The sequence below is a fragment of the Paracoccus sp. Z118 genome, from assembly GCF_019061185.1.
Lineage (GTDB): Bacteria > Pseudomonadota > Alphaproteobacteria > Rhodobacterales > Rhodobacteraceae > Paracoccus.
Genome location: NZ_JAHQZU010000022.1, coordinates 14,288 through 40,815, shown reverse-complemented (window position 1 = coordinate 40,815; position 26,528 = coordinate 14,288). Strand labels below are relative to the sequence as shown.

The 26,528-nt window shown below is 69.8% G+C and carries 20 protein-coding genes and 1 pseudogene; 17 read left to right on the top strand and 4 right to left on the bottom strand.

The genetic code is table 11. The features are described from left to right. Positions 1 to 708, bottom strand: a pseudogene (locus KTN05_RS14280) (hypothetical protein); the annotation flags it as partial. Between the two features lie 250 nt (positions 709 to 958). Here KTN05_RS14280 and KTN05_RS14275 point away from each other — a divergent pair. The 9 genes from KTN05_RS14275 (at position 959) to KTN05_RS14240 (ending at position 11,807) form a co-directional block, all read left to right on the top strand. Next, the gene (locus KTN05_RS14275; RefSeq protein WP_217330079.1) at positions 959 to 2,194 is read left to right on the top strand and encodes an alpha/beta hydrolase; all 1,236 of its coding nucleotides are present in this window, start codon (positions 959 to 961) and stop codon (positions 2,192 to 2,194) included. A gap of 210 nt (positions 2,195 to 2,404) precedes the next feature. Beyond that, positions 2,405 to 4,399, top strand: coding sequence for a BCCT family transporter (locus KTN05_RS14270; RefSeq protein WP_217330078.1), 1,995 nt, complete (start codon positions 2,405 to 2,407; stop codon positions 4,397 to 4,399). A 601-nt stretch (positions 4,400 to 5,000) separates the two neighbouring features. Next, the gene (locus KTN05_RS14265; RefSeq protein WP_217330077.1) at positions 5,001 to 5,207 is read left to right on the top strand and encodes a hypothetical protein; all 207 of its coding nucleotides are present in this window, start codon (positions 5,001 to 5,003) and stop codon (positions 5,205 to 5,207) included. A 207-nt stretch (positions 5,208 to 5,414) separates the two neighbouring features. Then, complete coding sequence (locus KTN05_RS14260) at positions 5,415 to 6,872, top strand: peptidogalycan biosysnthesis protein (protein ID WP_217330076.1); 1,458 nt, start codon at positions 5,415 to 5,417, stop codon at positions 6,870 to 6,872. Further along, positions 6,869 to 7,810 carry an alpha/beta fold hydrolase gene (locus KTN05_RS14255; RefSeq protein ID WP_217330075.1) on the top strand — a complete coding sequence of 314 codons (942 nt, stop codon included), beginning with the start codon at positions 6,869 to 6,871 and terminating at the stop codon, positions 7,808 to 7,810. The genes KTN05_RS14260 and KTN05_RS14255 overlap by 4 nt, the downstream gene beginning before the upstream one ends. Then, the gene (locus tag KTN05_RS14250) at positions 7,807 to 9,792 is read left to right on the top strand and encodes an AMP-binding protein (RefSeq protein WP_217330074.1); all 1,986 of its coding nucleotides are present in this window, start codon (positions 7,807 to 7,809) and stop codon (positions 9,790 to 9,792) included. Before KTN05_RS14255 ends, KTN05_RS14250 begins: the two co-directional genes overlap by 4 nt. A gap of 427 nt (positions 9,793 to 10,219) precedes the next feature. Next, positions 10,220 to 10,897 (top strand): hypothetical protein, encoded by a 678-nt coding sequence (locus tag KTN05_RS14245; protein ID WP_217330073.1) that lies wholly within the window; start codon positions 10,220 to 10,222, stop codon positions 10,895 to 10,897. 104 nt (positions 10,898 to 11,001) lie between these two features. Beyond that, positions 11,002 to 11,136: a hypothetical protein gene (locus KTN05_RS18480; protein ID WP_256449527.1), complete on the top strand. Its 135-nt coding sequence runs from the start codon at positions 11,002 to 11,004 to the stop codon at positions 11,134 to 11,136. Next, positions 11,133 to 11,807 (top strand): hypothetical protein, encoded by a 675-nt coding sequence (locus KTN05_RS14240; RefSeq protein ID WP_217330072.1) that lies wholly within the window; start codon positions 11,133 to 11,135, stop codon positions 11,805 to 11,807. The genes KTN05_RS18480 and KTN05_RS14240 overlap by 4 nt, the downstream gene beginning before the upstream one ends. 373 nt (positions 11,808 to 12,180) lie before the next feature. On the opposite strand, the gene KTN05_RS14235 is transcribed toward KTN05_RS14240, so the two are convergent. Beyond that, positions 12,181 to 12,912: a DnaA N-terminal domain-containing protein gene (locus tag KTN05_RS14235; protein ID WP_217330071.1), complete on the bottom strand. Its 732-nt coding sequence runs from the start codon at positions 12,910 to 12,912 to the stop codon at positions 12,181 to 12,183. A gap of 562 nt (positions 12,913 to 13,474) precedes the next feature. Here KTN05_RS14235 and KTN05_RS14230 point away from each other — a divergent pair. The 3 genes from KTN05_RS14230 to KTN05_RS14220 all read left to right on the top strand — a co-directional run bounded on the left by KTN05_RS14230 (position 13,475) and on the right by KTN05_RS14220 (position 18,260). Continuing rightward, entirely contained in the window at positions 13,475 to 14,779 is a 1,305-nt protein-coding gene (locus KTN05_RS14230) for an AAA family ATPase (RefSeq protein ID WP_217330070.1), read from the top strand. Further along, positions 14,776 to 15,906 (top strand): ParB N-terminal domain-containing protein, encoded by a 1,131-nt coding sequence (locus KTN05_RS14225; RefSeq protein WP_217330069.1) that lies wholly within the window; start codon positions 14,776 to 14,778, stop codon positions 15,904 to 15,906. The genes KTN05_RS14230 and KTN05_RS14225 overlap by 4 nt, the downstream gene beginning before the upstream one ends. A 1,088-nt stretch (positions 15,907 to 16,994) precedes the next feature. Then, on the top strand, positions 16,995 to 18,260 hold the full coding sequence (locus tag KTN05_RS14220; RefSeq protein ID WP_217330068.1) for a family 1 glycosylhydrolase: 1,266 nt from the start codon (positions 16,995 to 16,997) through the stop codon (positions 18,258 to 18,260). Between the two features lie 40 nt (positions 18,261 to 18,300). Here the strand turns inward: KTN05_RS14220 and KTN05_RS14215 are convergent, their stop codons facing one another. Both KTN05_RS14215 and KTN05_RS14210 read right to left on the bottom strand, forming a co-directional pair. Continuing rightward, positions 18,301 to 19,614 carry a glycosyltransferase family 4 protein gene (locus tag KTN05_RS14215; protein ID WP_217330067.1) on the bottom strand — a complete coding sequence of 438 codons (1,314 nt, stop codon included), beginning with the start codon at positions 19,612 to 19,614 and terminating at the stop codon, positions 18,301 to 18,303. Continuing rightward, on the bottom strand, positions 19,607 to 20,560 hold the full coding sequence (locus tag KTN05_RS14210; protein WP_217330066.1) for a glycosyltransferase family 2 protein: 954 nt from the start codon (positions 20,558 to 20,560) through the stop codon (positions 19,607 to 19,609). The genes KTN05_RS14215 and KTN05_RS14210 overlap by 8 nt, the downstream gene beginning before the upstream one ends. A gap of 236 nt (positions 20,561 to 20,796) precedes the next feature. On the opposite strand from KTN05_RS14210, the gene KTN05_RS14205 reads away from it, so the two are divergent. The 5 genes from KTN05_RS14205 (at position 20,797) to KTN05_RS14185 (ending at position 26,502) form a co-directional block, all read left to right on the top strand. Then, a complete protein-coding gene (locus KTN05_RS14205; protein ID WP_254368231.1) occupies positions 20,797 to 21,843 on the top strand; it encodes a glycosyltransferase family 2 protein in 1,047 nt (348 codons plus the stop codon). Between the two features lie 47 nt (positions 21,844 to 21,890). Continuing rightward, a complete protein-coding gene (locus KTN05_RS14200) occupies positions 21,891 to 23,138 on the top strand; it encodes a polysaccharide biosynthesis/export family protein (RefSeq protein ID WP_217330064.1) in 1,248 nt (415 codons plus the stop codon). After that, complete coding sequence (locus KTN05_RS14195) at positions 23,135 to 24,175, top strand: Wzz/FepE/Etk N-terminal domain-containing protein (RefSeq protein ID WP_217330063.1); 1,041 nt, start codon at positions 23,135 to 23,137, stop codon at positions 24,173 to 24,175. The genes KTN05_RS14200 and KTN05_RS14195 overlap by 4 nt, the downstream gene beginning before the upstream one ends. A gap of 1 nt (position 24,176) precedes the next feature. Further along, on the top strand, positions 24,177 to 25,073 hold the full coding sequence (locus tag KTN05_RS14190; RefSeq protein ID WP_217330062.1) for a glycosyltransferase: 897 nt from the start codon (positions 24,177 to 24,179) through the stop codon (positions 25,071 to 25,073). Positions 25,074 to 25,134: 61 nt separating this feature from the next. Next, complete coding sequence (locus KTN05_RS14185; protein WP_217330061.1) at positions 25,135 to 26,502, top strand: O-antigen ligase; 1,368 nt, start codon at positions 25,135 to 25,137, stop codon at positions 26,500 to 26,502. Positions 26,503 to 26,528 lie beyond the last annotated feature (26 nt).

Sequence of the window (26,528 nt, the reverse complement as noted above, 5' to 3'; positions counted from 1 at the left end):
CAGCCGCGCCTCCGTCTCGGCAAGCGCGGCCTCGGCGTCACCCGCCTGCCCCGCAGCGTCCCGCAGCGTTGCCGTTTCCTGCTGCGCCGCGTCCAGTTGCGCGGTCAGGTCGGCCCGCGCCGCCTCGGCCTCCTGCCGGGCGGTGCCGGCTTCCGCCAGCCGCGCCTCTGCCTCGGCAAGCCGCGCGCGCAGATTGGTCAGTTCGGCCTCTGCCGTGGCCTGCGCTTCGGGAGCCATCTCCTCGCGCTCGGCCAGCATCGCCTCAACGGCGGTGAGGCGGCGGGCGGTCGCGGCCGCCTCGTCCTGCGCGGCCTGGAGCTGCGCAGTCAACGCCTCGGCCCGGCCCTCGGCGGCTTGCAGCGCCTCCGCACTGGCTGCCTGAACCTCCGCCTCCTGCCGGGCGGCGGCGAGTTCGGCCTCGCGCTCGGCCGCCTCTGCCCTTTCCGCGGCAGTGGCGCCCTCGGCCCGCGCCGCCTCATGCTCGGCGGCCGGGTCAGGCGCGGCGGCCCCGGCCCGGCCCTCGGCAAGCTCGGCTCGCATGGACTCGATCTCGGCGCGCAGGGTTTCGGCCTCGTCCTCCATGAGAACGATGATCTCGCGCAGCGCATTGGCCTTTTCGGGAGTCGCCGTATCGGCGGGGGTGCCCTGTGCGAGCGCGGCGCCCGCCACGACGGCCCAGAATACGCTCGCAGAAACAAGCCTGATCACATTCCACCCCCTGCCGCCATCAAGCGCAACCGCCACCGGACCTGTCAAGCCAGCCATCGTACCCGGAAGGGGCGCCGCGCCCGACGCCCGGACGCAACGGCAGTTTGGTGTCCGAGCACAATTCCGCCCATACCCCAAGCGTATTTTCGCGCAGAAGTAGAGGCAGGTTACTCGCTCTGGTTGACTGATCTTCAGGCGGCAAGCACAACCCCGCCGCTCTCGACCAGCAGAGCTTTGAAGGACTGCTTGAATGCCATTGAACCTGCCTGCCGCGCCTCTGGGCAAAGAAATGCTCAACGTCGATTTCGGCGGAACGACACTCGAAACTTTCACCTACCGGCCCTCAGGGGAAATCAAGGGGGTCCTGCTGAATTTTCACGGAACATCCCGCAATGCCGACGATTACCGCGACGCAGCCGTCAAGGTTGCGGACCAATACGGGCTTTACGTCGTCGCGCCGAAATTCGATTCGCGGGAGTTCTCCAACTCGGAATATCACAGGGGCGGGATGCTGGACGGCAGTCGGCTTCTGCCGAAGGAAGACTGGACCGTCTCGTTGGTCGATGACATCGCGGAGTGGGCTCACGCGAAACTGGGCAATGATCCCAATGACGAAACGATCGCCTTCGGCCATTCGGCGGGCGGCCAGTTCCTGAGCCGGGTCGCCGCATTCGGCCCCGACATCTTCGACAAGATCATCATCGCCAACCCCTCGACGCATGTCCGCGCCAGCCTGTCGGAAGACATGCCTTACGGCTTCGACGGCCTGCCGGCGGCCGACGCGGAAGCCTATCTGAAAGACTATCTCGCCGATCCGGTGACGATCTACGCCGGCTCGCGCGATAATGACCCCAACGATTCCCAACTGTCCAGCGGCGCCGCGGCGATGCGCCAGGGTTCGCACCGGCTGGACCGGGCGCAGAACGTCTATAACGAGGCCAGGGAGCTCGCCGCATCGAAAGGCTGGGAATTCAACTGGGAACTCGTCGTCGCCGATGGCGTGGCCCATTCGTCCAGTCGGATGCTGAACGCGCCGGAATTCCGGCAAGCATTCGACGGGCGGACAGGCGATGACCGCGGCCCGGTTCAGGCTGCGCCGCGCCCGGAATGGGCGCCGGAACGGGTGCCCGAACAGACGCCGGAATGGGTGCCCGAAACAGCACCCGAATCCGCCTCTCCCGGGAATGTCCACGATTTCGACAGGGTGTCCGAATGGCATGGCGCGGTCATCGGCGATTTTGCCAAGGGCGACGTGATCGATTTCCGCGACATCGACGCCCATTCGCGCCAGCGCGGGCATCAGGACTTCGATCTTCTGGGCCTTGTGGGACCGAGCGCCTTTACCTCGGATGGCGCGCAGATCCGTCTGCGCCACCATGACGGCGATACCTACGTGTATCTGAACACCGACCGCGACAGCTATTACGAGGCCAAGGGAAGGATCGAGGGAATCCATCACCTGACCGAAGACGACTTCCTGCTGTAATCGACGGCCCTGCAACTCTGGCGGGACCTTGACCGGTCCCGCCGTTTTCCGACCCGGCCGCCCGGATGCGGCGAAACGCTTCCCCCCGCATCGTATCCGGGCCGCCACACCCCCGCGCCTTCCGCAAGATAATTCCCGCGAGGAGAGAACCGGACTCCCCGCCATCTCGTTGTAAAGCCGACCTCTATCCTTCGCGAAAGGCCGGCCCCGATGCGTCCCTTCATCATCAACAAGCCGGTCTTCATCGGCTCCGTCGCGATCACGGGGCTTTTCGTCGCCGTCGGCGTGCTGCTTCCGGGCCGGGCCGAGGTGATCTTCGGGTCGGTGCAGGGCTGGATGCTGGCCTGGTTCGGCTGGTTCTTCCTGCTCAGCGTGGCGATCTTCCTGGTGGCCTGCATCTACTTCGCCGCCAGCCGGTTCGGAAACCTGAGGCTCGGCCCCGAGGAATCGACGCCCGATTTCCGCTTCGTGTCCTGGGTCGCGATGCTGTTCGCGGCGGGGATGGGGATCGGGCTGATGTATTTCGGCGTCGGCGAGCCGCTGACCCACTACGCCGCGCCCCCCGACGCCGAGCCGCTGACCATCGCCGCGCAGCGGCAGGCGATGACCGTGACCTTCTTCCACTATGGCGTCCACGCCTGGGCGATCTATGCCATCGTCGGGCTGTCGCTGGCCTATTTCGGCCATCGCTACAACTTGCCGCTGACCATCCGCTCGGGCCTCTATCCGCTGCTCAAGGACCGCATCAACGGCCCGATCGGCCATGTCGTGGACATCTTCGCGATCTGCGGGACGATCTTCGGCGTGGCGACCTCGATGGGCTTCGGCGTGCTTCAGATCAACGCGGGGCTGGCTCATCTCATCGGCGTCCCCAACACGGCGGTCGTGCAGCTGACCCTGATCGCCGTCGTCACCGGCGCCGCCACGATCTCGGTCGTGACCGGCGTGGAAAAGGGCGTGCGCATCCTCAGCGAGACGAACCTCGTTCTGGCGATCCTGCTGATGACCTTCGTGCTGCTGGTCGGGCCGTCGGCGCTGCTGCTGCGCGACTTCGTGCAGAATATCGGCTTCTATCTCGACGGACTTGTGCTGCGGACCTTCAACATCTACGCCTACGAGCCGCGCCCGTGGATCGACGCCTGGACGCTGTTCTACTGGTCGTGGTGGATTTCCTGGTCGCCCTTTGTCGGCATGTTCATCGCCCGCATCTCGCGCGGCCGCACGGTGAGGGAGTTCGTGCTGGCGGTGCTGTTCGTGCCGGCGGGCTTCACCTTCATCTGGATGACCGTGTTCGGGAACACCGCGCTGTTCCTCGACACGACCGTCGCGGCGGGCGCCCTGTCCGAGGCGGTGGCCGCCGACATGTCCGTGGCGCTGTTCCAGTTCTTCGAATACCTGCCGTGGCCGGCGGTCACGTCCACGCTGGCGGTGGTGCTGATCGCGGTGTTCTTCGTGACCTCGGCCGATTCCGGCTCGCTGGTGGTGGACACGATCGCGTCCGGCGGGCGCACCGACACCACCACGGCGCAGCGGGTCTTCTGGTGCTCGCTCATGGGGGTGGTCGCCGGGGTGCTGCTGGTCGCGGGCGGGCTGGGGGCGCTGCAATCGGCCACCATCGCGACGGCGCTGCCCTTCTCGCTCATCATGCTGGTGCTGATCTGGGGGCTGGCCAAGGGGATGCGCGCCGATGTCGCGCAGCGCGAGGCAAGGCTGGTCGGCCGCGCCCATCCCGGCGCCGGCCCTTCGGTGCAGCGGCGGCTGGCGCTGCTGCTGCACGCCCCGGACGAGGCCGCCGTGCGCCATCACATCGCCGACTCCGTGGTCCCCGCCCTGCGCCGCCTCGCCGCCGAGATGCAGAAGCGCGGCATCGCGGCGACGGTCAAGGAAACCCCCGACGAGGCGAAGGTCGCGCTTACGATCCCGTCCGAGGCGACGCGCGACTTCATCTACGGCGTCTGGCCCGCAGCCAAGCCGCGCGCGGCGTTTTCCCCGATGGAGGCCGGTCAGGACGAATTGCGCCACGAGGCCCGCACCTATTTCAGCGACGGCAGCGAGGGGTATGACCTCATGGCCTTGACCGAGGACCAGATCGCCGCCGACGTCCTCGTCCAGTTCGAGCGTTACCTGAAGCTGGTGCAGGCGCCCGAAACCTCGCTGGTGGTCGCCGCGCCCGAACACAAGCCCGAGGCGGCGCCGGGCGCCTGACTGGGGGGCCGCCTGACAGCCGCACGCCGGGATGCGCCGGTGCCGGAGGGCGCGGCCCGGCCCGCCCCGCGACACGCGCCTGCCTCCGTCTCGTCGATTCCTGATCGGTGGACTGGCGGCAGAAGACTTGCGCCCGAAGCCTCATGGCAGGCAGCCCGATACTGGAATCCGACCCGGCGACTTCCGCCGCTCCACCAACAGCGCCGGTCAGCGCGGGGCGGCTGTCCGAGACGGCGCGGATCGCCCGCCGCCCGCCCCGCCAGCCAATCCTTTGTCGGCGGGCCGCCCCGTGGGACAATCGCGCCCGAAGCCTCATGGCTCACCGCCGCGCCCGAGCATCGGCCCACCGCCGCCCCGAAGGGCGCGGCCCGGCTGTCCGAGACGGCTGTCCGAGACGGCGCGGATCGGCTCGCCCGCCGCCTGCCCCGCAAATCCTTGCCCGGCGAGCCGCCCCGTGGGACAATCGCGCCCGGAGGCCCTCGCGGCAGGCGGCCCGATTCTGGACACCGGCCCGGCAACCCTCGCCGCGCCAGCGACAGCGCCGGCCGGAACGGCCCCGCTTCAAGGCCCCGCTTCAAGGCCCCGCTCCGAGGGTCCGACCATGATCGAGATGCTGATCTCCGCCTGTCACGCCACCGGACCTGACTGCCGCGCGTTCTCGCTCCTCTTCGACGGGGCCGAGATCTCGCTGCTCACCTGCGTCATGCGCGGGCAGGCCGTCATCGCCGGATGGCAGCAGCACCATCCCGACTGGCGGGTGAACCGCTGGTCCTGCCGCAACCACAGGGCGCGCGAACTCGCGCTCTGACCGGCGGGCGGCATATATCCTCTTCGGCAGGCTCATGCCGGTGTGATAGAGTCGTGCGAAATAGGGGGTGCCAAGCGGGCCGCGTTGGTCCAGTCTTGCCCCGGTTCTATCCGCCTCCCGTGTCGCCTCTGGCGGGCCGCCGCCCGCCCGAGGGGGAGGCGCCGGTTATTTGTCGTCGATTCGGTTGTCTGGTGCGGAGTTTTCATCGTGATCGACAGGTTCGAGGTTGATGGCCTCGTGGCGTCCTGCCACGGGGCCATGTCGGCCATCCCGGCTTCGGATTGGGATTGCTGCGGCACCGCCGGCCATCCGCTGCTTCAGCACCGCCATCTGCGCATCCTCGAGGAATGCGGCCTCGCCGCGCCCGAGGCCGGGTTCACCCCCCATCACCTGATCCTGCGCGAGGCGGGCGGGGCGACGGGCGGCGCGGTGATCGGGGCCGCTCCGGCCTGGCTCAAGACGAACTCGGCGGGCGAGCTGGGCGTCGATCTCGGCCTGCCGCTGGCGCATGAGCGGGCGGCGGGGCCGTATTACCCCAAGCTCCAGGTCGAGGTGCCGATGGTGCCGAATCCCGGCCCGCGCCTGCTGGTGCGCCCCGGCGCGGACGCGCCGCGCGTGCGGGCCGCCCTGCTGACCGCGCTGCGCGAGGCGGCGCGGCGGGCGGGCGCGTCCTCGGTCCAGATCGCCTACATGACCGGCGCCGACCAGCGGGCGGCGGTGGCGGCGGGCTTCGTTCCGGCGGAAGGCAACGTCTTCGTCTGGCGCGACCGGGGCAAGGCCGATTTCACCGAGTTCGCCGGTGCCATGACCCAGAACGGCCGCACCCGCGTGCGCAAGGAACGCCAGCGGGCCGCGGCGCTGGGGCTGCGGTTCGACCGGCTGACGGGCCCGCGGATCACGCCGGATCTCGCCCCCCGCATGTTCGCCTTCTACCGCGCGACCTACGACCGCTACGGCACCACGCCCGCCCTGAACCTCGCCTATTTCGAGGCCGCCTTCCGCGAGATGGCGGACGTGATCCACCTGTCCGTCGCCCTGCAGGGCGAGGAATGGGCGGCGGCGCTGATGAGCGTCGCGGGCGCGCCGCGGCTTCACGCCCAGTATTGGGGCCTCGCCGCCCCGCAGGAGGGGCTGCTGTTCGAGATGTATTACCGCGAGATGGAATACGCCCTGACCCGCCGGCTGGAGGAGATCGACTTCGGCGGCACCGGCCACCACAAGACCCTGCGCGGCATCGGCATCGAGCCGACCTGCCACGCGCTGTGGTTCCGCGACGAAACCTTCACCCCCCTCGCCGCCAGAGCCTGCGCCCGCCGCCGCGCCGACGCCGCCGCCGAGCGCGAGGCCGAAGCGCAGAAACTCCCCTTCCCCGACAAGGCCCCCGACATGGACGGGTCCGACGAGGCCGGGACTGGGATGGCTGGAACTGGCGCGACCCTCTGGAAGGCCCCCTCCGGCAAGGTCGCGTCTGAAAAGGCCCCATCTGAAAAGGCCCCCTCGGACAAAAGCCCATCCAGCATGGCTCCATCCGGTGCGGTCGCGTCTGAAAAGGAGCCGTCTGGCACCGTCGCGTCTGAAAAGACCCCCTCCGGCTCCGCCCCCTCCGGCAAGACCCGGCCCGCCGCGGCCCTCCCGGACACAGCCCAGCCCGAGGTCGTCACATGAACCGTCCGACCGCCCCCCGCCTGCCGCCGACGCTGGTGCGGCTGACCGGTCCCGCGCCCGCCGGAACGCTGGTCTTCATGCACGATCTCGGCGGCAGCGTGTTCTATGCCCGCTCGCTCGTGCAGCAGATCGCCGGGACGGTCGGCTGCGTCGGCACCCGGCTGGACGCGCGGCTGCACAAGGATCTGGACCGCCTGACCGTGCCCGAACTGGGACGGCGGCTGGCCGAGGACATCGCGCGGGCCGCCCTGCCCGGCCCGCTTCATCTCGGCGGCTTCTCCTTCGCGGGCTATGTCGCGTTCGAGGCCGCGCGCCACCTCGCCACGCTCGGCGTGCAGGTGGACACGCTGTGGCAGTTCGATTCCGAAATCCTGCGCAAAGTCCCCGGCTACCGCCCATGGAGCGCGCCGCTGGCGGAAACGCGCCGCATCCTCGGCTATACCCGCCGCAACTGGCGCGTGATGCTGGGCGGCAAGCAGAACCCCGACGTGCTGCATGTCTATGGCGACGTGCCGATGTATCTGTGGGAACACCCCGAGGGCTGCCGCGAGATCATCCGCGGCCTCTACCCCGCCATGATCGCCTATCGGCCCCGGCCATGGATGGACGGCCCCGGCCATCCGCGCCGGACCATCGTGATTCGCGGCACGCAGGAGCGGCGCTATCGCGGCTTTCCCGAGGATCTCGGCTGGCGGCAGCTTCTGCCGCAATGCGACGTTATGGATGTCAGCGGCAAGCATCTGGGCTTGATGACCGACCCGGATTCCGTCGCCGAGGTCGCGGCGGCCGTCCACAACGGCCTTGCCGCCGGCACCCCGACGCAAGCGCCGCCCGAAACGCCACCGACAACATCGCCGGAAGCGTCGACTACAGCGCCGCCCGGAACACCGCCGGGCGTCCAAAGAAAAACCATGAACGACGAAAGGACCAGCGCATGACGAAGCTTCATCCCATCCGGGTCGGCGGCCATGACCGCCTGCGCGGGCAGATCGAGGATCACCTGTCCGCCCTCGGCGGCAAGCCCCTCGCGATCCTGCAAGACGGCCCGCTGACCTATGACGAGGCGCGGGATGGCTCGGACCGCCTCATGGCGCGGCTGCGGGCCGAGGGAATCGTCCCCGGCGACCGCGTGGCGCTGTTCTGCACGAATGAGCGGCGGCAGATCCTGCTGGTGGTGGCCGCGCTGCGCGCCGGGATCGCCTTCGTCGTGGGCGACCGGCAGACCAGCCGTATCGAGGCGGAAAGCCTGCTCGCCGTCTGCCGCCCCGCCGCCGTGCTGACCGACGCGGACGCCATCGTGGGGATGGGGCTGGACCAGACCCAGCCGGGCCTGCGCGTCCTGCGCGTGGACGGCTGGGACGGGGAGGAACGCGGGACGGCGGAGCGCCGGGCGGCGGAAGGCGCCACGATGGAGGGCGGGACGGCAAAGGGCCGGACAGCGGAGGGCAGAACGGCGGAGAGCGGCACGACGGAACGCGCCACGCCGGAGGGCGGGAAGGCCCAAGGCCGGGCGCTGGAGAGCAACCCGCCGGAGAGCAACGCCGCAAGCAACCGCGCGGTGGACGGCCCCGCGCTGGAACACGGGTCGCCCGCCCTCGGCGGCAGCCATCCCGAAACCTCGATGCTGATCTTCACCTCGGGCACCACCTCCTCGGCCAAGGCGGTGGAGCTGACCTACGACAACCTGCTCGGCCAGCTCGACATCTTCGCGGACGCCTACGGCTTCGACGCCGACACGCGGCTGCTGAACCTTCTGCCGCTGCACCACACCGACGGGCTGACGCGCGGCCCGATCTCGGCGCTGTGGTTCGGCGCCACGCTGGTCCGGCCGTTCCCGTTCTCGGTGCAGGCGGTGCCGCCGATGCTGGACCGCGTGGCGGCGGACGGCGTCACCCACCTCATCGCCGTCCCCACCATCCTGCGCATCATCGAGCGCGTGGGCCGCGAGCGTCAGGACGCCCTGCGCACCCCCGCCTTCCGCTTCGTGCTGTGCAGCGCCGACTATCTGGACGCGGGCCTCTGGACCCGGTTCGAGGACAGCTTCGGCGTGCCGGTGGTGAACGCCTACGGCCTCAGCGAGGTGGTCTGCGACGCCCTGTTCGCCGGCCCCGAGGACGCCACCCGCATCCCCGGCACCATCGGCCGCCCGGTCGGCGTCACGGCCCGGGTCGTGGCCGAGGACGGCACCCCCGTCCCGCCGGGCGAGACCGGAGAGCTGGTGCTGATCGGCCCCACCGTCATGCGCGGCTATTTCGGCGCGCCGGACCTCACCGCCGAGGTGCTGAAGGACGGCGCCTTCCGCACCGGCGATCTGGTCCGCGTCACCGAAAGCGGGGTTTACGACTTCGTCGGCCGCCGCAAGACGGTGATCGTCTCGGGCGGGGCCACCATCCACCCCGAGGGGGTGACGGCGATCCTGTCCACCATGCCGGGCCTTGCCGAGGCCTACGCCTTCGGCCGCCCCGACCCCGAGCGCGGCGAGCGTCTGGTCGCCGCCGTCGCCCCCGTGCCGGGCACGTCGCTGAGCGTGGAACAGGTCTGGGCCTTCTGCCGCGCGAACCTCTCGCCCGAGCGAGTGCCGGTGGAAATCCACGTCCTGGGCCGCCTGCCCCGCACCGCCTCGGGCAAGGTGATCCGGTCCGAGCTGATGAACACCGCCGCCCCTGAAGCGGAAGCGGAAGCGGCGGGTTCCCCGGCCAGCGTCTATGCGGTCGCAGCCCGCGCCCTGCGGCTGAACCCGGACGCGCTGAACCGCGATTCCTCACCCTTCAACACGCCGGGCTGGGACTCGCTGGCGCATGTGAAGCTGATAACCGAGATCGAATCCGCCTTCGGCCTGACCTTCTCGGCAGGCGACGTGATGGATTTCGTCAATCTCGGCGACGCCGAGGACATCGTCTCCCGCGCGCAGCCGCAATAACACCCCCAGCGGACGGCCCCCGCCGGGGCCGTCTCGCGCTCCGAGGGCAGCTGGCGACGGCACGAAGGAGGACGACCACGGACAGGCTCGCGCCGGAAGCGCCCCACCGGACGACCCGCCGGGGCCGTCCCGCCGCCCGAAAACGGCTGGCACCGGCACGACGAAGGAAGGCGACCAGAGGCAGGCTCGCCGGAAGCGCCCCCCGCCAGAAGCCGCCCCACCGCCCGGCCCGCCAAGGCCATCCCCCGCCCGGCAGCGGCCGCCACCGGCACCGGCACCGGCCGCGGGCCGCGATCGCGCCAGAAGCGAGCCCCCGGCCTCGCCCCGATACCTGCGGATGAATCCGCGGCATTTTCACGGGTATTCCTTTGCGCCAGACGATTTTATGGGCAATCTGCAACGGTTTGATGACTGTCGCGGAGGCTCCATGCGCCATCCCTCGTCCGCCCGCCTCGACCGGTTTCCCCTGCGCATCTACCTGGGGGCCGCCGGGCTGCTGGCACTGTCCGCCGCCGCCCTGCTGCTCGCGACGTATCTGAGGGGGATACCCCTCGTGCGGATGCTGCGCGACCCGGCCTCCTATTACGACTACTCGCCCTTTTCCGGCATGATCTCCTACGGGGGCATCCTGCTGATGACCGCCGCGACGGCGATCAGCGGCTTCGCGGCCGCCACCGGGCTGCGCTGGCGCGGAGTGCTGGCGGGGGTCGCCGCCTTCTCGGGATATTTCGTGCTGGACGATCTGTTCATGCTGCACGAGGGCGTCTGGCCCCGCCTCGGCGTCCCGGAAGAGGTCATCATGACCCTGTTCGCGGTCGGCGGGCTGGCGATCCTGCTGGCCGTCCGCGCCCAGGCGGGGCCGGAGCGGACATGGGGCCTCTATGTCGCGCTGGGGCTGATGGTCGGCTCGATCCTGATCGACATGAGCCTGCAGAGCGATCCCGCCACCGTAGTCGAGGACCTGCTGAAATTCACCGCCATCGGGGTCTGGGCGCTGTTCTGGACCGGCGTGGCCAGCGGCGCCGTGGCGGCCGAAGCCGAAGCCGAAGCCGCCATGCCCGCCCCCGCCAAGGTCATCAAGCTGGAGGGCGCGAAATGGCGATAGCCGACCTGCGAGGCCGAACCCCGCCACGGGCGGAGGCCGAGCCGCTGGACCCGCTGCCCGCCGGGACGACCCCCCGCAACTTCGCCAGGCCTGGAGGGCACGAAATGACGACAGCCGACCCGCAGGACCACGCCCTGCCGCGAACCGGGGCCGAGCCGCTGAACCGGCTTTTCCCGGCACTCCACCTGCTTGCCGGGACGGCCCCCCGCAACTTCGCCACGCCGGAGGGCGCGAAATGACGACAGCCGACCCGCAGGACCACGCCCTGCCACGAACCGGGGCCGAGCCCTTGGACCGGATCGCCCCGCGCCTCTACCTCTTGGCCGCCTTGCTGCTGGCCGGGGCGGTCGGCCTCCTGCTGGGGGCGGCGTGGTTGCGCGGGGTGCCGCTGCTTCAGATGCTGGACGATCCGGCCTCGTATCACGAGGTCTCGCCGCTCTCGGGCCTCGTCTCCTATGGCGGGGTGTGGCTGATGTCCTCGACCGCCGCCATCTGCGCCTTCGCCGCCCATGTGGGCACGCGCAAGCGCGGGCTGCTGGCCGGGGTCGCCGCCTTCTCGGCCTATTTCGCGCTCGACGACCTGCTGATGCTGCACGAGGCCGTCTGGCCCCGCATCGGCATCCCCGAGGAGGTCATCCTGCTCGGCTTCGCCGCCGCGCTGCTCGCGACCCTGCTGCGGACCCGCGCCCTCGCCGCGCCGGCCCACCCCTTCGGCCTCTATCTGGCGCTGGCGCTGATGGCGGGCTCGATCGTGATCGACCTCGGCGTGACCCCCGACGGCGAGAACGACGCGGGCACCATCATCGAGGACGTGCTGAAATTCGTCGCCCTGGGCATCTGGACGCTGTTCTGGACCGCCGTGGCAAGCGCCGCCGTCACCGCGCGGAACGGCGTGCAGCGGCGAAGCTGAGCCGCCGCGCATCCCGACCCGCCCGGTCTCCGGCCCCTGCCCTCGCCCAGCCGGAGACTGCCACCGTCCCACGATCGCCACTCGGCGGCGCGGAAAGGGGCCACCCTGCGCGACAATCCCCCTCCGCACGCATGACGCGGCATCTCGGGGGCGGCCCTCCCTGTCGTCCTTGCAGGCAAGCCTGATCCGGGTGGGTCAACCATGACAGGTGCAGGCCATATCTTCTGCCGTGCTGACACAGGTAAATGACCGCCCCCTCGCTCCCATCATCCCGACATGCAGGCGGCAGAGCCACCCATTCCCTCGGGCGGCTAAAAATATCCCGCGGGGGTGTGGGGGCGCGAAGCCCCCGCTTTCAACCTCGCCGCAAGACCTACCCCGCCCGCACCATCACCCCCGCCAGCGTCGGGTCGGCGCGGCGGAGCGCGGTGCTCAGCCGCTCGCGCAGGTTGGTCAGGACGTAGCTGGCGTGAAAGCGGCTCGGGGCCAGCAGCACGAGCTGGCCGTCCTCGATCCCCGCCTCGGCCAGCGGGGCGAGCCAGGCGTCGAACACCGCCGGGTCCTCGGCCAGCAGCAGCGCCCGCGCGGCGGCCCAGATGCCGCCCGGCGCCGCCATCTGGGCAGGCTCCACCCCGGCGCCCGGCCGGCGGAACGGCACCACGGTCGGGCCGTCACCCCCCATCTCACCCCCCTGCCCCGCCCCGGCGGAGTCCGTATCCCCCCCTCCCAGCCGGGCCACGAAATCCGGCCCCACATTCGACCATTCGGGGCGCGTGTCCAGCAGCAGCCGCTCCAGCCCCAGCCCGAGGACCGAGACCCGCCCCCGCGCGCCCTGCCGCTTGACCACGATCCAGCCGAGCGCGCGCAGCCGCGCCATGTCGCGCTTGACGGTGCGCTCGTCCACCGACCACAGCCGGGCGATCTCGGTCTGCGCCATCGTCAGCTCGTCGCGCTGCCAGTTGTAGCGGGTGGTGATCAGCGCCATCAGCCGCAGCACCAGCCGCTGGCGGTGCTTGTCGCCGGCCAGCCCGTGCGCCATCAGCGCCGAGAGCAGGTCGTATTTGCGGCTCGCCGCCTCGCGCCCGACCGGACGGATCACCTGCATGGCCCCTCTCTCGCCGCCCCTCTCGCACGCCCCGCGCCCCCTCCCCCAAGGAGGCGCGCGGGTGCCGCCCGCCGTCCCGGCCCGCATTCCCAGGGGCTCTTCGGAACGCTTTTGACCAACTTGAACCCATTAGCGTCCTGAGGGGGCCTCGTGTCAAGCGTGCGGTGGGTGTTGCGCGCGCAACACCCGGTCTGCCGGACCCGGTCCGTCCCTCATCGAAGATGAAATGAAAGGTATCAATGGTTATGGGGGCCGCCTTGGATGTCCCCCATTCCGCCCGGAATGTCCCCCAATAACTTGGGTCCGCGCCCAGGGTGTCCCCCGATCCGTTGTGCGCCCCGCCCCGTCCGTCGCCGGTCAGGGCCGATTCGGGGGTGTTGCGCGGATCGGCCTTGGGCCGTTCGCCCCAACCCGATTCGGCGCAACGGGGCCGAAGCTGTGGCATGATGCCGGGCTGCCCGCCCTGTTCCTGGAATCACCAAACAATGACTTTGCCAGAATTGCAAATTCCGCGTAAAAGCTGGATCGACGATAATCAACGTCCGGCAGATACGAGGGATAGATGTATTCGCACGAGGACCTCTCGCGGCTTCAGGGCCAGTCGCTGCGGATGCAGGGCTGGATCCGGCGCCAGACCTTCAGCCCCGACCACGAGAAGACGCTGCGCCGCTTCTCCAGCTGGGAGGTGTCGGAGCTGATCTTCCGCATCAACCAGTCCACCTTCCGCGGCAAGCTGGCGGCCGATCCGAACCTTCCCCTCGGGGAAGTTCAGGATGACGGGCGCCAGCGCTGGTTCAGCCTCGACGAGATCAACGAGCTGCGCCGCCGCATCCGCATCAGCCGCAAGTCGCTGATGCCGCCCCGGCCCAAGGGCAAGCGGGCGATCCGCGCCGCCATCGCCAACTTCAAGGGCGGCGCCGGCAAGTCCACCGTGGCGCTGCACTTCGCCCATGCCGCAGCCCTCGACGGCTACCGGGTGCTGGCGGTCGACTTCGACCCGCAGGCGACGCTGTCCCACTCGATGGGCCTCAACGACGTGGGCGAGGATCACACCGTCTGGGGCATCATGGCCCGCGATTTGGAACGCGAGACCGACCGCATGAACACCGCCGCCGAGGGCGCGGAGTCGGGGACCGCCCTGCCCCGCCGCAAGCTGCCGGCCTCGATCCGCGACATGGGCCTCGGCGCGCTCAGGCCCGGCGACTTCATCAAGCCGACCGCCTGGTCCACCATCGACATCGTTCCCAGCTGCGCCAACGCCGCTTTCGTCGAGTTCGCCTCGGCCCAGTATCGGCACCTGAACCCGGAATGGACCTTCTTTGCCGCCGTCTCGCGGTTCCTCGACAGCCTGCCGGACGACGCCTATGACCTGATCCTCTTCGACTGCCCGCCGGCCATCGGCTACCAGTCGATGAACGCGGTCTTCGCGGCCGACATGCTCTATATCCCCTCGGGCCCCGGCTACTGGGAATATGACAGCACCACCAGCTTCATCGGCCAGCTGGCTGAGGCGCTCGGCGATCTGTCCCACGGGTTCGAGAACTTCCCCACGGGGAAGATCGCCCTGCCCAAGGCGTTCGCGGACATCCGCTTCCTGATGACCCGGTTCGAGCCGTCGAACGAATTGCACCAGGCGATGCTGGGCGCGTTCCGGCAGGTCTTCGGCGAGCGGATGACCGAACACCCGATCGAGCTGACCCGCGCCGTCGAGCAGTCGGGCCGGTTCCTGTCCTCGATCTACGAGATCGACTACCGCGAGATGACGCGTGGCACATGGCGCCGGGCGCGCGCCACCTTCGACCGCGCCTACGAGGAATTCCGCGGCAACCTGATCGCCGCGTGGGACAAGCTGGAGGCCACGGAATGACGCGCAAGCGCCGCATGTTCGATATCGAGTTGCCCCCCGAGGACCCGGCGGCGGATGGCATTGGGGCCGAAACCTTCCCCGCGGGGAATGCGGACCAGCGCACGGACCAGCGCCGCGGCCCGATGGCGACCGCCATCGTCGAGACGGCGGAATCCCACCGCGCCCGCGCCATGCTGGAAGCCGACATCCGGGCCGAGAACGACGCCCTCGCGCAGGAGCATGTGCGCCTGAAACGCGCCGGGCTGATCGTGGACCTGATCGCGCTGGACAGCATCGACACCCGCAAGCTGATCCGCGACCGCACCCACGCGCCGGACCCGGAGATGGCGGAACTGGTCGCCTCGATCCGCGACATCGGCCTCTCGAACCCGATCCGGGTCGAGCCGGGCGCGGACGGGCGCTACGAACTCATTCAGGGCTGGCGGCGTCTGACGGCCTATCGCCAGCTGCTGGAGGAGACCGGCGACACCGAACGCTGGGGCCGGATTCCGGCCGGGATCGCCGCGCGGGGCGACGCGCTCGAGGCGCTGTATCGGCGGATGGTGGACGAGAACCTCGTCCGCAAGGACCTGTCATTCGCCGAGATGGCCCGCATGGCGCTGCACTACGCGATGGACCCGCACACTGGCGAGCATGACGCCGAAAAGGCGGTCGCGGTGCTGTTCAAGTCGGCGGGCTATCAGAAGCGCAGCTATATCCGCGCCTTCATCCCGCTGGTCGAGCGGCTGGACGGGGTGCTGCTGTATCCGCACGAGATCCCGCGCGCCCTGGGCCTGTCGCTGGCCCGGCGGCTGGAGGATCAGCCGGGCATGGTCGCGGCGCTGAAGGCCGAGTTCGATGGCTGGGACACGCGCTCGGTCATGGACGAGCTGGCAGTGCTGCGCCGTTTCGCGGGCGCCGAGGACGGGGCAGGGGAGGGGCCGCGCCCCAAGCCGCCTTCGCCGCCGGGCGAGCCGCCGGCCTCGGGCAAGGCCCGCACGACGTTCCAGCTGCCCCGGCCGCAGGGCAAGGCGAAATGCACCGCCGCCAACGGCCGGCTGGAAATCCGCCTGCCGCGCGACTTCACCGCCGTGGACCGCCGCCGCCTGGAGGCCGCCATCGTCCGCCTGCTGGACGACATCGGCTGACCTTCCCTGCGGGGAAGGGCAGGGGGGGCCGCAGGGACTATCCGGCTGGGGCTTGCCGGTGGGGAGCAGGGGGCCGGGCCTTTCCCCGTGAGGCATGGCCTTCCCGTGAGGCTGGGGAACCTTCCCCGTGGGGAAAGGGGCGCCACCATCCACCGCGGCCTCGGCTGGACTTTCCCGCAGGGAAGATGCGGGCAGGGCGGAGCGGGTTCCCCGCGGAAGATCTGGCAGGGCGGCTTGCTGGTGGAGGGCAGGGGACCGGGCCTCGCCTCGTGCGGCACGGGAGACCTTCCTCACGGGGGGAAGGGTCGCCACCATCCGTCTGCCACGCGGCCTCGGCTGGACTTCCTCGCAGCAAGGGACCGGCGTGCGGGCTCCCGTGGGGTGCAGGTCGCCCGAGCTTCCCCGTGGGGACGGCGCAGGGCAGGGCGTCGCGGGCTGGAGCATGGGCGGAGCTTCCCCACGCGGACGGCTCCGTCGCCCGGTCCCGCCTGCCGATCTTCCCTGCGGGGAAGGCCGGCCGCTGTCCCGCCCCTCTCAACCTTCCGGGCGAAGGCTCCGCCCTGCTCCTCTCGACCTTCCCTGCGGGGAAGGCTTGCCCCCCTGCGCCCTCACGACCTTCCCCACGGGGAAGGTTCCGGCCCTTCTCACCTCGCTACCTTCCCCGCGGGGAAGATCGGCCGGGGCAACCGGGGATTGCGCCGACCCCTTGGGCGCGCCGCGGCGGCGCCACATAAACCTTTGTTAGCGAACCATCGCCGCTCAACCCCAGGGCCCGGACCGTGCCCGACAAGGCGCGAATCCCGCCGCAATCCCCGGACGAACGCGCGTTCAATTACAACGCGAAAACGTCAAGAGGCGCTCGCCTGCGCAACCTCAGCGTGTAGGCGTGAGTCTGCCTATGGTATGGGCAGGTTGCCGCCGCCCCATATTTTGAAGCTGCTGACAGCCGCCGGTTGATCGCGTAGCTCCCCCACCGGAATGAAAAAACTATAAAAGGATACCTGCTCATCATGGCAGCCCTAGCAAAACCGGGACAGTTGGGAATGGCGACGCCTTTTGGGGAGTTGCTCGGACGATCGACCGCGGAAATGAACGCTGAACTGGACGATTACGTCTCAATGGGGGTGGACTGGGTTCGCCTGGATATCCACTGGACGCTGGTTCAGCCCAACGGCAACGGCAGGTTCAACTGGGACCAGGTCGACAAGGTGTTCAACGCGATCGAAGACAAGGGAATGAACATCGTCGCCGTGCTGAACAACACCCCCAACTGGGTCGGCAGCAGCCTGTCCTCGCGCTCTGACCAGGAGGCGTTCGGCCGCTTCGCCGCCGCCTCCGCGGAACGCTATGGCGACATCGTGGACCACTGGGAAATCTTCAACGAACAGAACAAGCACAACATCACGCCGCAGAGCTATACCGAGGTTCTGAAGCAGTCCTACAACGCCATCAAGGCGGTGGACGGCAGCGATGTCGTCATCACCGGCGGCACGGCGGCGATCCCCTCGACCGGAAACGGCATGTGGGGCGCGGTTGATTACCTCGGACAGATGTATGACGCCGGGGCCAAGGGCTATTTCGACGCCGTGGGTTATCACCCCTACAGCTTCCCGCTGATGCCGAGCGACGGCGCCGAGTGGAACGGCTGGCAGATGATGGAAGACGGCATCCGCGATGCGATGGTGGCCAATGGCGATGGCGACAAGCAGGTCTGGATGACCGAGTTCGGCGCCAAGACCACCGGCGGCGGCCAGACCGTCAGCGAAAGCCAGGCGGCGAGGATGCTGCGCGACGCGGTGGATCTGGCCGAGGATACCCCTTGGGCGGGGCCGATCATGTGGTTCTCGTACCAGGATTCCAGCTTCGAGCCGGGCTTCGGCCTGCGCGACGGGGGCGGCCGCACGCGTGAGGCCTATCACGTCTTCAAGGAGCTGGGGACCAAGGATGGCGGCGGCCACAGCGCGGCCCCCGCGCCCTCGCCGCGGCCCGAGCCCGCGCCGGAGGTCTCGCCTTCGCCCGCTCCCTCGCCTTCGCGTCCCGAGCCGGCTCCCAGCTTCGGCGCCGATACGTTCGTGTTCAAGAAGGCCGTGATGTGGGAAACCATCCGCGGCTTCGGCGACGGCGACCGCATCGATCTGAGCGGCATCGACGCCAATGCCAGCCGCTCGGGCGACCAGGCGTTCAAGTTCATCGGCTCCAACTGGCTGAAGGACGCGGGCGATCTGGGCGTCTATGTCGATCGCGCCAACAACAAGACCTATGTTCAGGCCAACACCGACCGCGATTCGGATTTCGAGGTCAGCATCGTGCTGAACGGCGTCCACCAGCTGGACGCGTCGGACTTCATCCTCTGATCCGATCCACCGGAGCAGCAGACCAGACGCCGGGCGCCCTTCAGCGCCCGGCGTTTCCGTTCAGCAGGCCGGCATACAGCGCGGTGATTTCGTTCACCATCCGTTCTGACGTGTAGCGGGCCAGATAGCGGCGGCGGCCGTTCGCGCCGAAGCGGGCCAGGTCGGCCTCGGACGTGGCGCGGATCAGTTCGACGATGCCGTCCACGTCGTCGGGGCGCACCAGCCGCCCGGTCTCGCCGTCCACGACGATATCCTGCAGGCCGCCGACGCGGCTGGCGAAGACGGCCAGCCCCGCCTGCATCGCCTCGGCGGCGACGAGGCCGAATCCCTCCCACCGCGAGGGGACCAGCAGCAGGTCGGCGCGGCGATAGAGGTCGAACACCGCGTCGCGGCTCTGCCAGCCGAGGATATGCACGTTCGGCGGGCAGTCCGGCAGGGCGGCGGAGGAGGTGATGGCGCTGCCGATGGCGATGCCGTCGGCCTCTCCCTCAAGCTGGCGCATGACGTTCAGGAAGGTGTCGAAGCCCTTCTGCCGGTCGAATCGGCCGGCGAAGGCGATCATCTTGCGCCCGTGCCGCCCGTGCGGGGGAAGGTCGGGGCCCGAATCTGTGGCCGAATCCTGGGGCAGGGGGGCCGTGTCCGCTTGCGCGGCCGCCTTGCGGGGGCTGATGCCGTTCTCGATCACCACGAGGCGGGCTGCGGGAATGCCGATCGCCTCGGCCTCGCGCCGCTCGTGGTCGGAGATGCAGAGAATCGCGTCGGCTCGCGGAGCGAGCCAGCGTTCCACCGCCTGCGCCGCCCGCTGCGTCCGGGCCGATCCCTGCCGGGCGAAGGCCCAGCCGTGGGGGCAATAGACGACGCGGGTCTCGCGCGGGAACAGCGGGGCGAAGGGGCGGATCGCGGCCCCGGCGAAGGTCGAGTGGATATGCAGGATGTCGGGCCGGGTGCGGCGGACGTGACGCAGCGTCCGCAGGGCCATCGACAGCAGCGCGCGGGGCGAGCCGCGCCTGTGCGGAAAGGCGATCAGGCCGAAGCGCGGGCCGGAGAGGTCGGCCAGCGCGGGCCGGTTGATCTCGGGCGTGATGAGGTCGATCTGCACGCTGGGCAGGCTGCGGAGCTGGCCGCCGATGAGCTCGTCCAGATAGCTGACGACGCCGCCGAGCGGAGCCTCGGTCACATGGGTGATGCGGCGCAGGGGGCGGGAAGGGGAGTTGCGGGGGGCGGTGTCGGGCTTGGCGTGGGGCATCGTGTCAGGCGCGGTATCCGACGCGGCGTCACGAATCGCGTCCCGCCCCCCGTCGCCCATCTCGTCGCCCACCCCGTCACCCACCCCGTCACCCATCTCGTCACGCATGGCCGGACCGCGAGCGGGTCAGCGTGTCGCGCAGGCGGCCATAGGCGGTGGGGGCGGCGCCGCGGGCCATCAGCATCGCGGCCCGGCGCGGGGCCAGCGCGCCCCGGCCGACGGCCATGCCCAGGATCCAGAGCGCGCCGAAGGGATGCCGCCGCGCGATCCCCGGCACCAGGAACCGGGCCAGGAACCCGCGCCGCGCGCGCGGGGTCAGGCGGTGCCTGTGATGGGCGGCCCAGTCCCGGATCTCGGCCGGCGAGGTGGTGTAGCTGAGCCGGCCGGCGGGGCGGTCGTCGTGCCAGATCACCTCGGGCGGGCCGGGGAGCATGCGGAACCGCGCGCCCGCCTCCTCCAGCCGCAGGCAGAGGTCCAGGTCTTCGAGGCAGCGCAGGTCGGTGTCGAAGCCGGTGCGGGCGAACAGCTCCCGCGCGACGACGAGGGTCGAGGTCTGCATCAGCCCGTCATCGGCGAAGAGGTAGTCGCCGACCGGCTCGTCTTCGCGGATGGGGCGGGGGGGCTTGACCAGACGGCTGCCGCCGCCCCGGTCGAAGACCAGCTGCGAATACCAGACGGTGAGGTCGGGCCGCGCCTCGGCCCGGATCGCCGCGTCCATGCGCTCCAGCTTGGCGGGCAGGAACTCGTCGTCGGAATCGAGGAACGCAAGATAGATGCCGCGCGCCGCCCAGGCCCCGGTGTTGCGGGCGGCCGAGGCGCCCGCGTTGGCCTGGCGGATGCAGCGGATGCGCGGGTCGTCCATCGCCTCGACGACATCGGCCGTTCCGTCGGCGGAGCCGTCATCGACGACCACGATCTCGAAATCGGAAAAGCTCTGCGCGAGGCACGAGGCGATTGCGCGGCCGATCTCTCCGGCGCGGTTATAGGCGGGAATGACGATCGAGAATCGCGGCGCGGGCGCGGCGTCCGGGTCATTGGAAGATCGCGGGTCCATCTCGGCTGTCATCCCCCCATTTGCAAATGCTGCATGTCTTATGCGGCCCCCGCAGCCACCCGTAAAGCCGAAGGGCAGGGGCGGGCGAATCAGCCGGAATGTGAACACACAAGCCTTGCGCCGGGCCGAGATACTCTGTCACATCACGCGCATAGCCGGTATGGTAATGAAGTGGGCGGTAATCTGCCTATGCAAAGGGATGCGTCGTTCAACTGGTAATTGAGTGTTTGCTTGTAATGACCGGAAAATTTCAACTATCAGTTGTAATTCCTAACCGAAATCGTGCGCATTCGCTCGTGCGCGCGGTGCTTTCGGTGCGCGAAGACAGCCCCGATTGCGAAATCATCGTCGTCGATGATTGCTCGGATGTGGATCTTTCCGCCGAATATGACCGATTGACCGACATGGGCGTGCGGATCTTCCGGCAGGACACCCACCGCCGGGGCGGCGCGGCGCGCAACCGGGGGGTGCGCGAGGCGCGGGGGACGCATGTTTCTTTCCTTGACTCGGACGATGTGTGGCTGCGGGGCCGCGCGGGGCGGGTGCGCGGGTTCTATGCCGCGCCCGGCACCCCGCGGACGGTGATGGTCAGCAACGTGCTGCTGCACGAGGACGGGGTGATCCGCCGCCCGCGCCAGCCGGAATGGCGGCCGGGCAGCTCGCTGGTGGAATATGTCTATCGGGACATGGGGTGGGTGCAGACCTCGATGCTGAACCTGCCGGCGGGGATCGCCCGCGAATTTCCCTGGAACGAGGCGCTGCGCGTCAATCAGGACACGGATCTGGTGATGCGGATGGACCGGGCGGGCGTCGGCTTTCACATGGACCCCGAGCCGGGCGTCATCAAGGAGGAAAGCCGCCGCCACGACCGGCTGAGCCACCATGTCGAGACGGCCGATTTTTCCTATGCCTGGTATCGGCGCGAGAGCCGCGACTGGTCGCCCGCCGCCCGCGCCGGCTATCACCTTCAGGACCGCGTGTGGCGGCTGGCCGATACCGGTCGCCGGGCCGAGGCGTTCCTGGCGCTGGCCCGCAGCCTCGCCCCGCCGGTCCACCCGCGCGAGACGGCGCGGCGGGCGCTGAGCATGATCGTCGGGCGCGATATCTATGCGCGGATGCGCGGCAGCTATCACAGCCGGCGGCGCGTTCCGGGCGCGGCGGGCGGTTGCGTGGCGGCGCTGAGGACATGGCACGACATGAACGCGCGGGCCGAGGCGTTCTGCGACGCGGCGCAAGTGCAGGAGCCGCGACAACACGTCGCGATGGCCGGGGTGACGGGCTGATGGGGCTTTTCAGACAAGCGGCGCGCCGGGGCTCTGGTCTTGCGGCAATGCTCTTTGCCCTGCTGCTGCTGACCGCCCTGCTGACCGCCGCGCCCGCGCGGGCGCAGCACCACGAGATCGCGGCGGGCGAGACGCTGGAAATCTCGGTCTTCCGGGTGCCGGAACTGGCGCGCGAGGTGGTGGTGGACATCGACGGGCAGATCGCCTTTCCGCCGCTGGGGCAGATCCCCGCCGCCGGGATGACCGCGCCCGAGATCGCCGCCGAGATCCAGCAGCGCCTCGCCGGGCTGGAGATCATGATGGACGCGCAGGTGACGGTCGGGCTGCGCGCCGTCCGCCCGGTGGTGATCGGCGGCGACATCGCCAATCCCGGCGCGATCCCGTTCGAGCGCGGGATGACCGTGCGGCGGGCGATGGCGCTGGCCGGGGGGATGGGGGCGCTGCGCCCGTCGATGGGCATGGCGACCGAGCTGCGGGCCGAGCAGGGCTCCATCGCCGCCGAGCTCGCGGGCCGCCGCGCGACGCTGGCGCGGGCGCGGGCGGAACTGGCGGACGCCGAGGACATCTCGGCCCAGGACGTGCCCGGCCTTCAGGGCAGCGATCAAGCCGCCGTGCTGACGCTGGCGAACAGCTTGCTGGACGCCGCCCGCGTGGAAAGCGACGCGCAGAAGGCGTTTCTGGTCCGCGATCTGGACATCATCGCCGACCGGATCGAACGGCTCGGCGAGCAGAAGGAGCATCAGCGCGAACTGGTCGAGCAGCAGGCCGCCGAGGTGGAACGCTACAGCGACATGCAGCGGCGCGGGCTGACCCCGCAGACCCGCGTGTCCGAGGAGTACCGCACGCTGAACGAGCTGCGCAGCGATCTGGCCGAGATCGAGGCTTACATCACCGATGTCGGGCGCGAGCGGGAAAGCGCGATGCATGAACTCGCCCGCCACGACGACCGCCGCGCCGCCACGCTGGAGGCCGAGGCGCAGACCGCCCTGACCGAGATCGGCGCGCTGGAGGCGCGGCTGCGGGGCGTCACGGCGCAACTGACCCAGCTTGGGCTGGCCGGGCACGACGCGGTGCGGGTGACGCTGTATCGCGTGACCGGCGGGCAGGAAACGCCGGTTTCCGCCACCGAAAGCACCCTGCTGCAACCGGGCGATCTGGTCGAGGTGGAACTGCCCGACAGCTTCTACGGCGTCCCGCAACCGGCCAACATCGCCTCGACCGCCGGCAGCCCGGCGCCCGCCATTCCCCGCGCAGACCCGTCCGCTGGAAGCGGGCAGCAAAGAGCCACCCCATGAACCAGATCAACAACATCCCGGAACGGCCGCTGCGGCTGGCCGAGGCGCGGGCGGCGGCCCGCCCGGCGGCGGCCTTCACCCTGGCCGACGTGTTCGACGCGATCCGGCGCAGCCCGCTGCTGGTGGTCCTGCTGACCGCCATCGGCGGCGGCGGGGCCTTCATGGTCGCCAAGATCATGCCCGAAACCTACGAGGCGACGGCCAAGATCATCTCGGATGCGGACCGTTCCGGGCTGATCGCGCTCGGCGGGGTGGAGCAGGTGTCCAACACCGAGGATTCCGCCACCGCCACCATCGTCGAGACCATCGACACGCCGGTCGCCCTTGGCCACGCGCTGGATTCGCTGCCGGCCGAGTTGCAGGCCGCGCTGCGCGGCACCATCGAGTTCCCGCCCGAGGCCGCGAACGACCCGGCGCTGCAACGCGCCATGCTGATCCGGCACATGTCGGGCAATCTGGACGTGACCCACAGTGGCCGGTCCTATGTGGTCGAGGTCACCTACAATTCGGAAAGCCCGCAGCTTTCGGCGGCGGTCGCCAACGCGGTGGCGGACGGCTATCTGCGCTCGCGCTCGGAGCTGCGGCTGAACGTCTATCGGCAGATGCTGGCCAATCTCGAAAAGGAGATCGAGGAGCTGACCAACAGCCTCGCCCTGGCCGAGCGCCGCGCCCAGACCACGCGCGAGCGCGGGCGGCTGATGTCGATGCGGTTCGAGACGCTGACCGGCCAGAAGCAGGACGAGGCGATCGAGGCCAGCGCCGGGGTCTATGCCCAGCAGCGCGAGGCCGAGCGCGAGGTCGAGGCGACGGCCGCGGTCTATGAGCGGCTGCTGCTGGAGCATCGCCAGATCCAGAGCCGGATCGGCGCGCCGGAACTGACCGTGCAGCTTTTCGCCCCCGCCGTCGTGCCGCTGAGCCCGGCGGGCTTCAACGCCAAGCCGGTGATCCTCGCGCTGGGGCTGATGGCGGGGTTCCTCGGGGGCGCGTCGCTCGCCATCCTGCGGAACGCCTGGCGGCGCCGCGCGCGGAGGGTGTGAGATGGCGGCGGCTGAGCGGGTGGAGGCGGAGCGCTGGGGGTTTTCCACCCCCAGACCCCCGGAGGATATTTCGGGACAGAAGATGGGACGGGGCGGCGGGCCGGATGCGGCGGCTGACCTTTGCGTGCTGATCCCGGTCTACAAGGATCAGGCGGGGCTGGCCGGGACGCTGGAGGTTCTGGGGGCCGAGAGCCATCCCTTCGATATCGTCGTGGTGGATGACGGCTCGCCCGTGCCCATCGAATGCGCCCCGCGTTATGGCAGCCACGATGTCACGCTGCACCGGCTGGACCGGAACCGGGGGATCGAGCATGCGCTGAACGCGGGGCTCAAGACGATCCTGATCCGGGGGTACCGCCACGTCGCCCGGCTGGATTGCGGCGACCTGCCGCTGCCGGGGCGGTTCGAGCGGCAGGAGGCGTATCTGGACGCGAACCCCGATGTCGGCATGGTCGGCACCTGGGCGCGCTGCGTGAACGACGAGGGCGACTACCTGTTCACCCTGCGCTTTCCGACCGAGCACGACCGGATGCTGCGCCATCAACGCTATGTTCCCGCGCTGCTGCACCCCACCATCATGATCCGGGCCGAGGCGCTGCGCGACGTGGGGCTGTATTCGGACCGCTACAAGACGGCCGAGGATTACGACCTGTTCATCCGCATGGGCCGGCGCTGGCGGCTGGCCAACATCCCCGAGGTGCTGACCCAGTATATCGTCAGCGAGACCGGCACCACGGCGGCCAAGCGCAAGCGCAACCTGGTGTCGCGGATGCGGATTCAGCGGGATTACTTCTCGTGGACCGATCCGCATGCCTGGGCGGGGCTGGCGCGGACGGCGCTGTTCATGGCGATCCCCTTCGGCTGGCTGACCGCCGTCAAGAAAAGGGCGTGGAAATGAAGGCCGGGAAATAATGCTCGCCGCCGCCGGAGCCGCCCCCGGCAGGATGGGGGCCCCGGCGATGCCGGCAGACCGCGCGGCGTCGTGGATGCCGGCGCTGATCGTGCTGCTGGTCGTCGCCACGGTCTTCAACGACCTGCACCCGCTGCTGCCCGTGGGCGAGATGGCCAATGACGGCTTCGTCTATGCGGTGCCGCTGGCCCTGCTGTATTTCCTGCGCCGGCCGGGGCGGATCGCGGTGCCGCGCGTGTTCTTCGCGCTGACGCTGGCCTTCCTGCTGGTCATCGTGCTGGGCGTCGCCAGCAACTTCGCCGAGATCTCGACCGCCTGGTACAAGGAACGCAGCGGCATGAGCCGGGTCATCACGCAGGCGATGGCCGTGGCGATGGGGCCGGTGGTGACGCTGATGTTCTTCAACTTCGCGGTGCGGGGCGGGCTGCCCGCCATCTCGCGCGGGGCGTGGATCGCGCTGCTGGTGATGGCCGGGGTGGCGGTGTTCGAGGTCGCCTCGTGGGTGGGGCTGCCGGGCTTGAGCCATGTCCATCAGGCGCTGTCGCTGGTGATCCATGCGGATACCAGCGGCTACTATGCGACGCGGCTGCGGATGACCGCGTTCGAGGCGTCATGGGCGGCGGTCATGCTGACCTTCATCTTCCCCTTCGCCCTGACGGGGGGCAGCCCGCGCCGGGTGGCGCTGGTCGCCGGCATCGTCGTCGTGCTGATGCTGCTGCTGCAATCGCGCACCGCGATGCTGGTGGTCGCGGTGCAGTTCATGCTGCTGCTGCTGGGCTTCTTCCGCCACCGCAAGGACCTGATCGTCCATGCCGCGACGGCCGCCGCGCTGGTGCTGCTGACGACGATGATGATCCCCAGCGTGCAGAGCTCGGTGATGGAGAAGGGCAGCAACCTGATCCGCTATGGCAGCATGGACGGGCTGATCGACCCCACGCCGGGCGTGACCGAGAACGTGTCCAACATCACCCGCATGGCCGCGATCCGCGCCGGGCTGTCCATGGCCGAGGAGCGGCCGCTGCTGGGCGTCGGGCTGGGGCAATACGGGTTCAACTATCCCTATCACATCCGCGCCGAGGACCTGCGCAGCTGGGAGGTGCGCCGCTATGCCACCGCCGCCGACACCGGGCTGACCTGGCCGCCGGCCTATTCGCTGCATGTCCGGTTGCTGGCCGAGACGGGGCTGCTGGGCTATCTGCTGTGGCTGGCGATGATCGTGCCGCTGCTGCTGCGCTCGCTGGCGCGGGCGTCCGGGGCAAGCCCTGCGGGGCGGCTGCATCTGGCGGTGGCGATGACGCTGACCGGCTGGCTGATGCTGGGGGCCAGCATCGACAGCTTCCGCTTTTTCGGCGGCTGGATCGCGCTCGGCGTGGGATTGGCGCTGTGGCGCACGCCCCGGCAGAAGGCGGGGGCGTAGGCCGGGGCGTAGGCGGGGGGCAGGGG

Bases quoted from the DNA above. Each gene is read 5' to 3' on its own strand.
- KTN05_RS14275 (WP_217330079.1), top strand. From the start codon at position 959: ATGCCATTGAACCTGCCTGCCGCGCCTCTGGGCAAAGAAATGCTCAAC.
- KTN05_RS14270 (WP_217330078.1), top strand. From the start codon at position 2,405: ATGCGTCCCTTCATCATCAACAAGCCGGTCTTCATCGGCTCCGTCGCG.
- KTN05_RS14265 (WP_217330077.1), top strand. From the start codon at position 5,001: ATGATCGAGATGCTGATCTCCGCCTGTCACGCCACCGGACCTGACTGC.
- KTN05_RS14255 (WP_217330075.1), top strand. From the start codon at position 6,869: ATGAACCGTCCGACCGCCCCCCGCCTGCCGCCGACGCTGGTGCGGCTG.
- KTN05_RS14250 (WP_217330074.1), top strand. From the start codon at position 7,807: ATGACGAAGCTTCATCCCATCCGGGTCGGCGGCCATGACCGCCTGCGC.
- KTN05_RS14245 (WP_217330073.1), top strand. From the start codon at position 10,220: ATGCGCCATCCCTCGTCCGCCCGCCTCGACCGGTTTCCCCTGCGCATC.
- KTN05_RS18480 (WP_256449527.1), top strand. From the start codon at position 11,002: ATGACGACAGCCGACCCGCAGGACCACGCCCTGCCGCGAACCGGGGCC.
- KTN05_RS14240 (WP_217330072.1), top strand. From the start codon at position 11,133: ATGACGACAGCCGACCCGCAGGACCACGCCCTGCCACGAACCGGGGCC.
- KTN05_RS14235 (WP_217330071.1), bottom strand. From the start codon at position 12,912: ATGCAGGTGATCCGTCCGGTCGGGCGCGAGGCGGCGAGCCGCAAATAC.
- KTN05_RS14230 (WP_217330070.1), top strand. From the start codon at position 13,475: ATGTATTCGCACGAGGACCTCTCGCGGCTTCAGGGCCAGTCGCTGCGG.
- KTN05_RS14225 (WP_217330069.1), top strand. From the start codon at position 14,776: ATGACGCGCAAGCGCCGCATGTTCGATATCGAGTTGCCCCCCGAGGAC.
- KTN05_RS14220 (WP_217330068.1), top strand. From the start codon at position 16,995: ATGAACGCTGAACTGGACGATTACGTCTCAATGGGGGTGGACTGGGTT.
- KTN05_RS14215 (WP_217330067.1), bottom strand. From the start codon at position 19,614: ATGCGTGACGAGATGGGTGACGGGGTGGGTGACGGGGTGGGCGACGAG.
- KTN05_RS14210 (WP_217330066.1), bottom strand. From the start codon at position 20,560: ATGGACCCGCGATCTTCCAATGACCCGGACGCCGCGCCCGCGCCGCGA.
- KTN05_RS14205 (WP_254368231.1), top strand. From the start codon at position 20,797: ATGACCGGAAAATTTCAACTATCAGTTGTAATTCCTAACCGAAATCGT.
- KTN05_RS14200 (WP_217330064.1), top strand. From the start codon at position 21,891: ATGCTCTTTGCCCTGCTGCTGCTGACCGCCCTGCTGACCGCCGCGCCC.
- KTN05_RS14195 (WP_217330063.1), top strand. From the start codon at position 23,135: ATGAACCAGATCAACAACATCCCGGAACGGCCGCTGCGGCTGGCCGAG.
- KTN05_RS14190 (WP_217330062.1), top strand. From the start codon at position 24,177: ATGGCGGCGGCTGAGCGGGTGGAGGCGGAGCGCTGGGGGTTTTCCACC.
- KTN05_RS14185 (WP_217330061.1), top strand. From the start codon at position 25,135: ATGCCGGCAGACCGCGCGGCGTCGTGGATGCCGGCGCTGATCGTGCTG.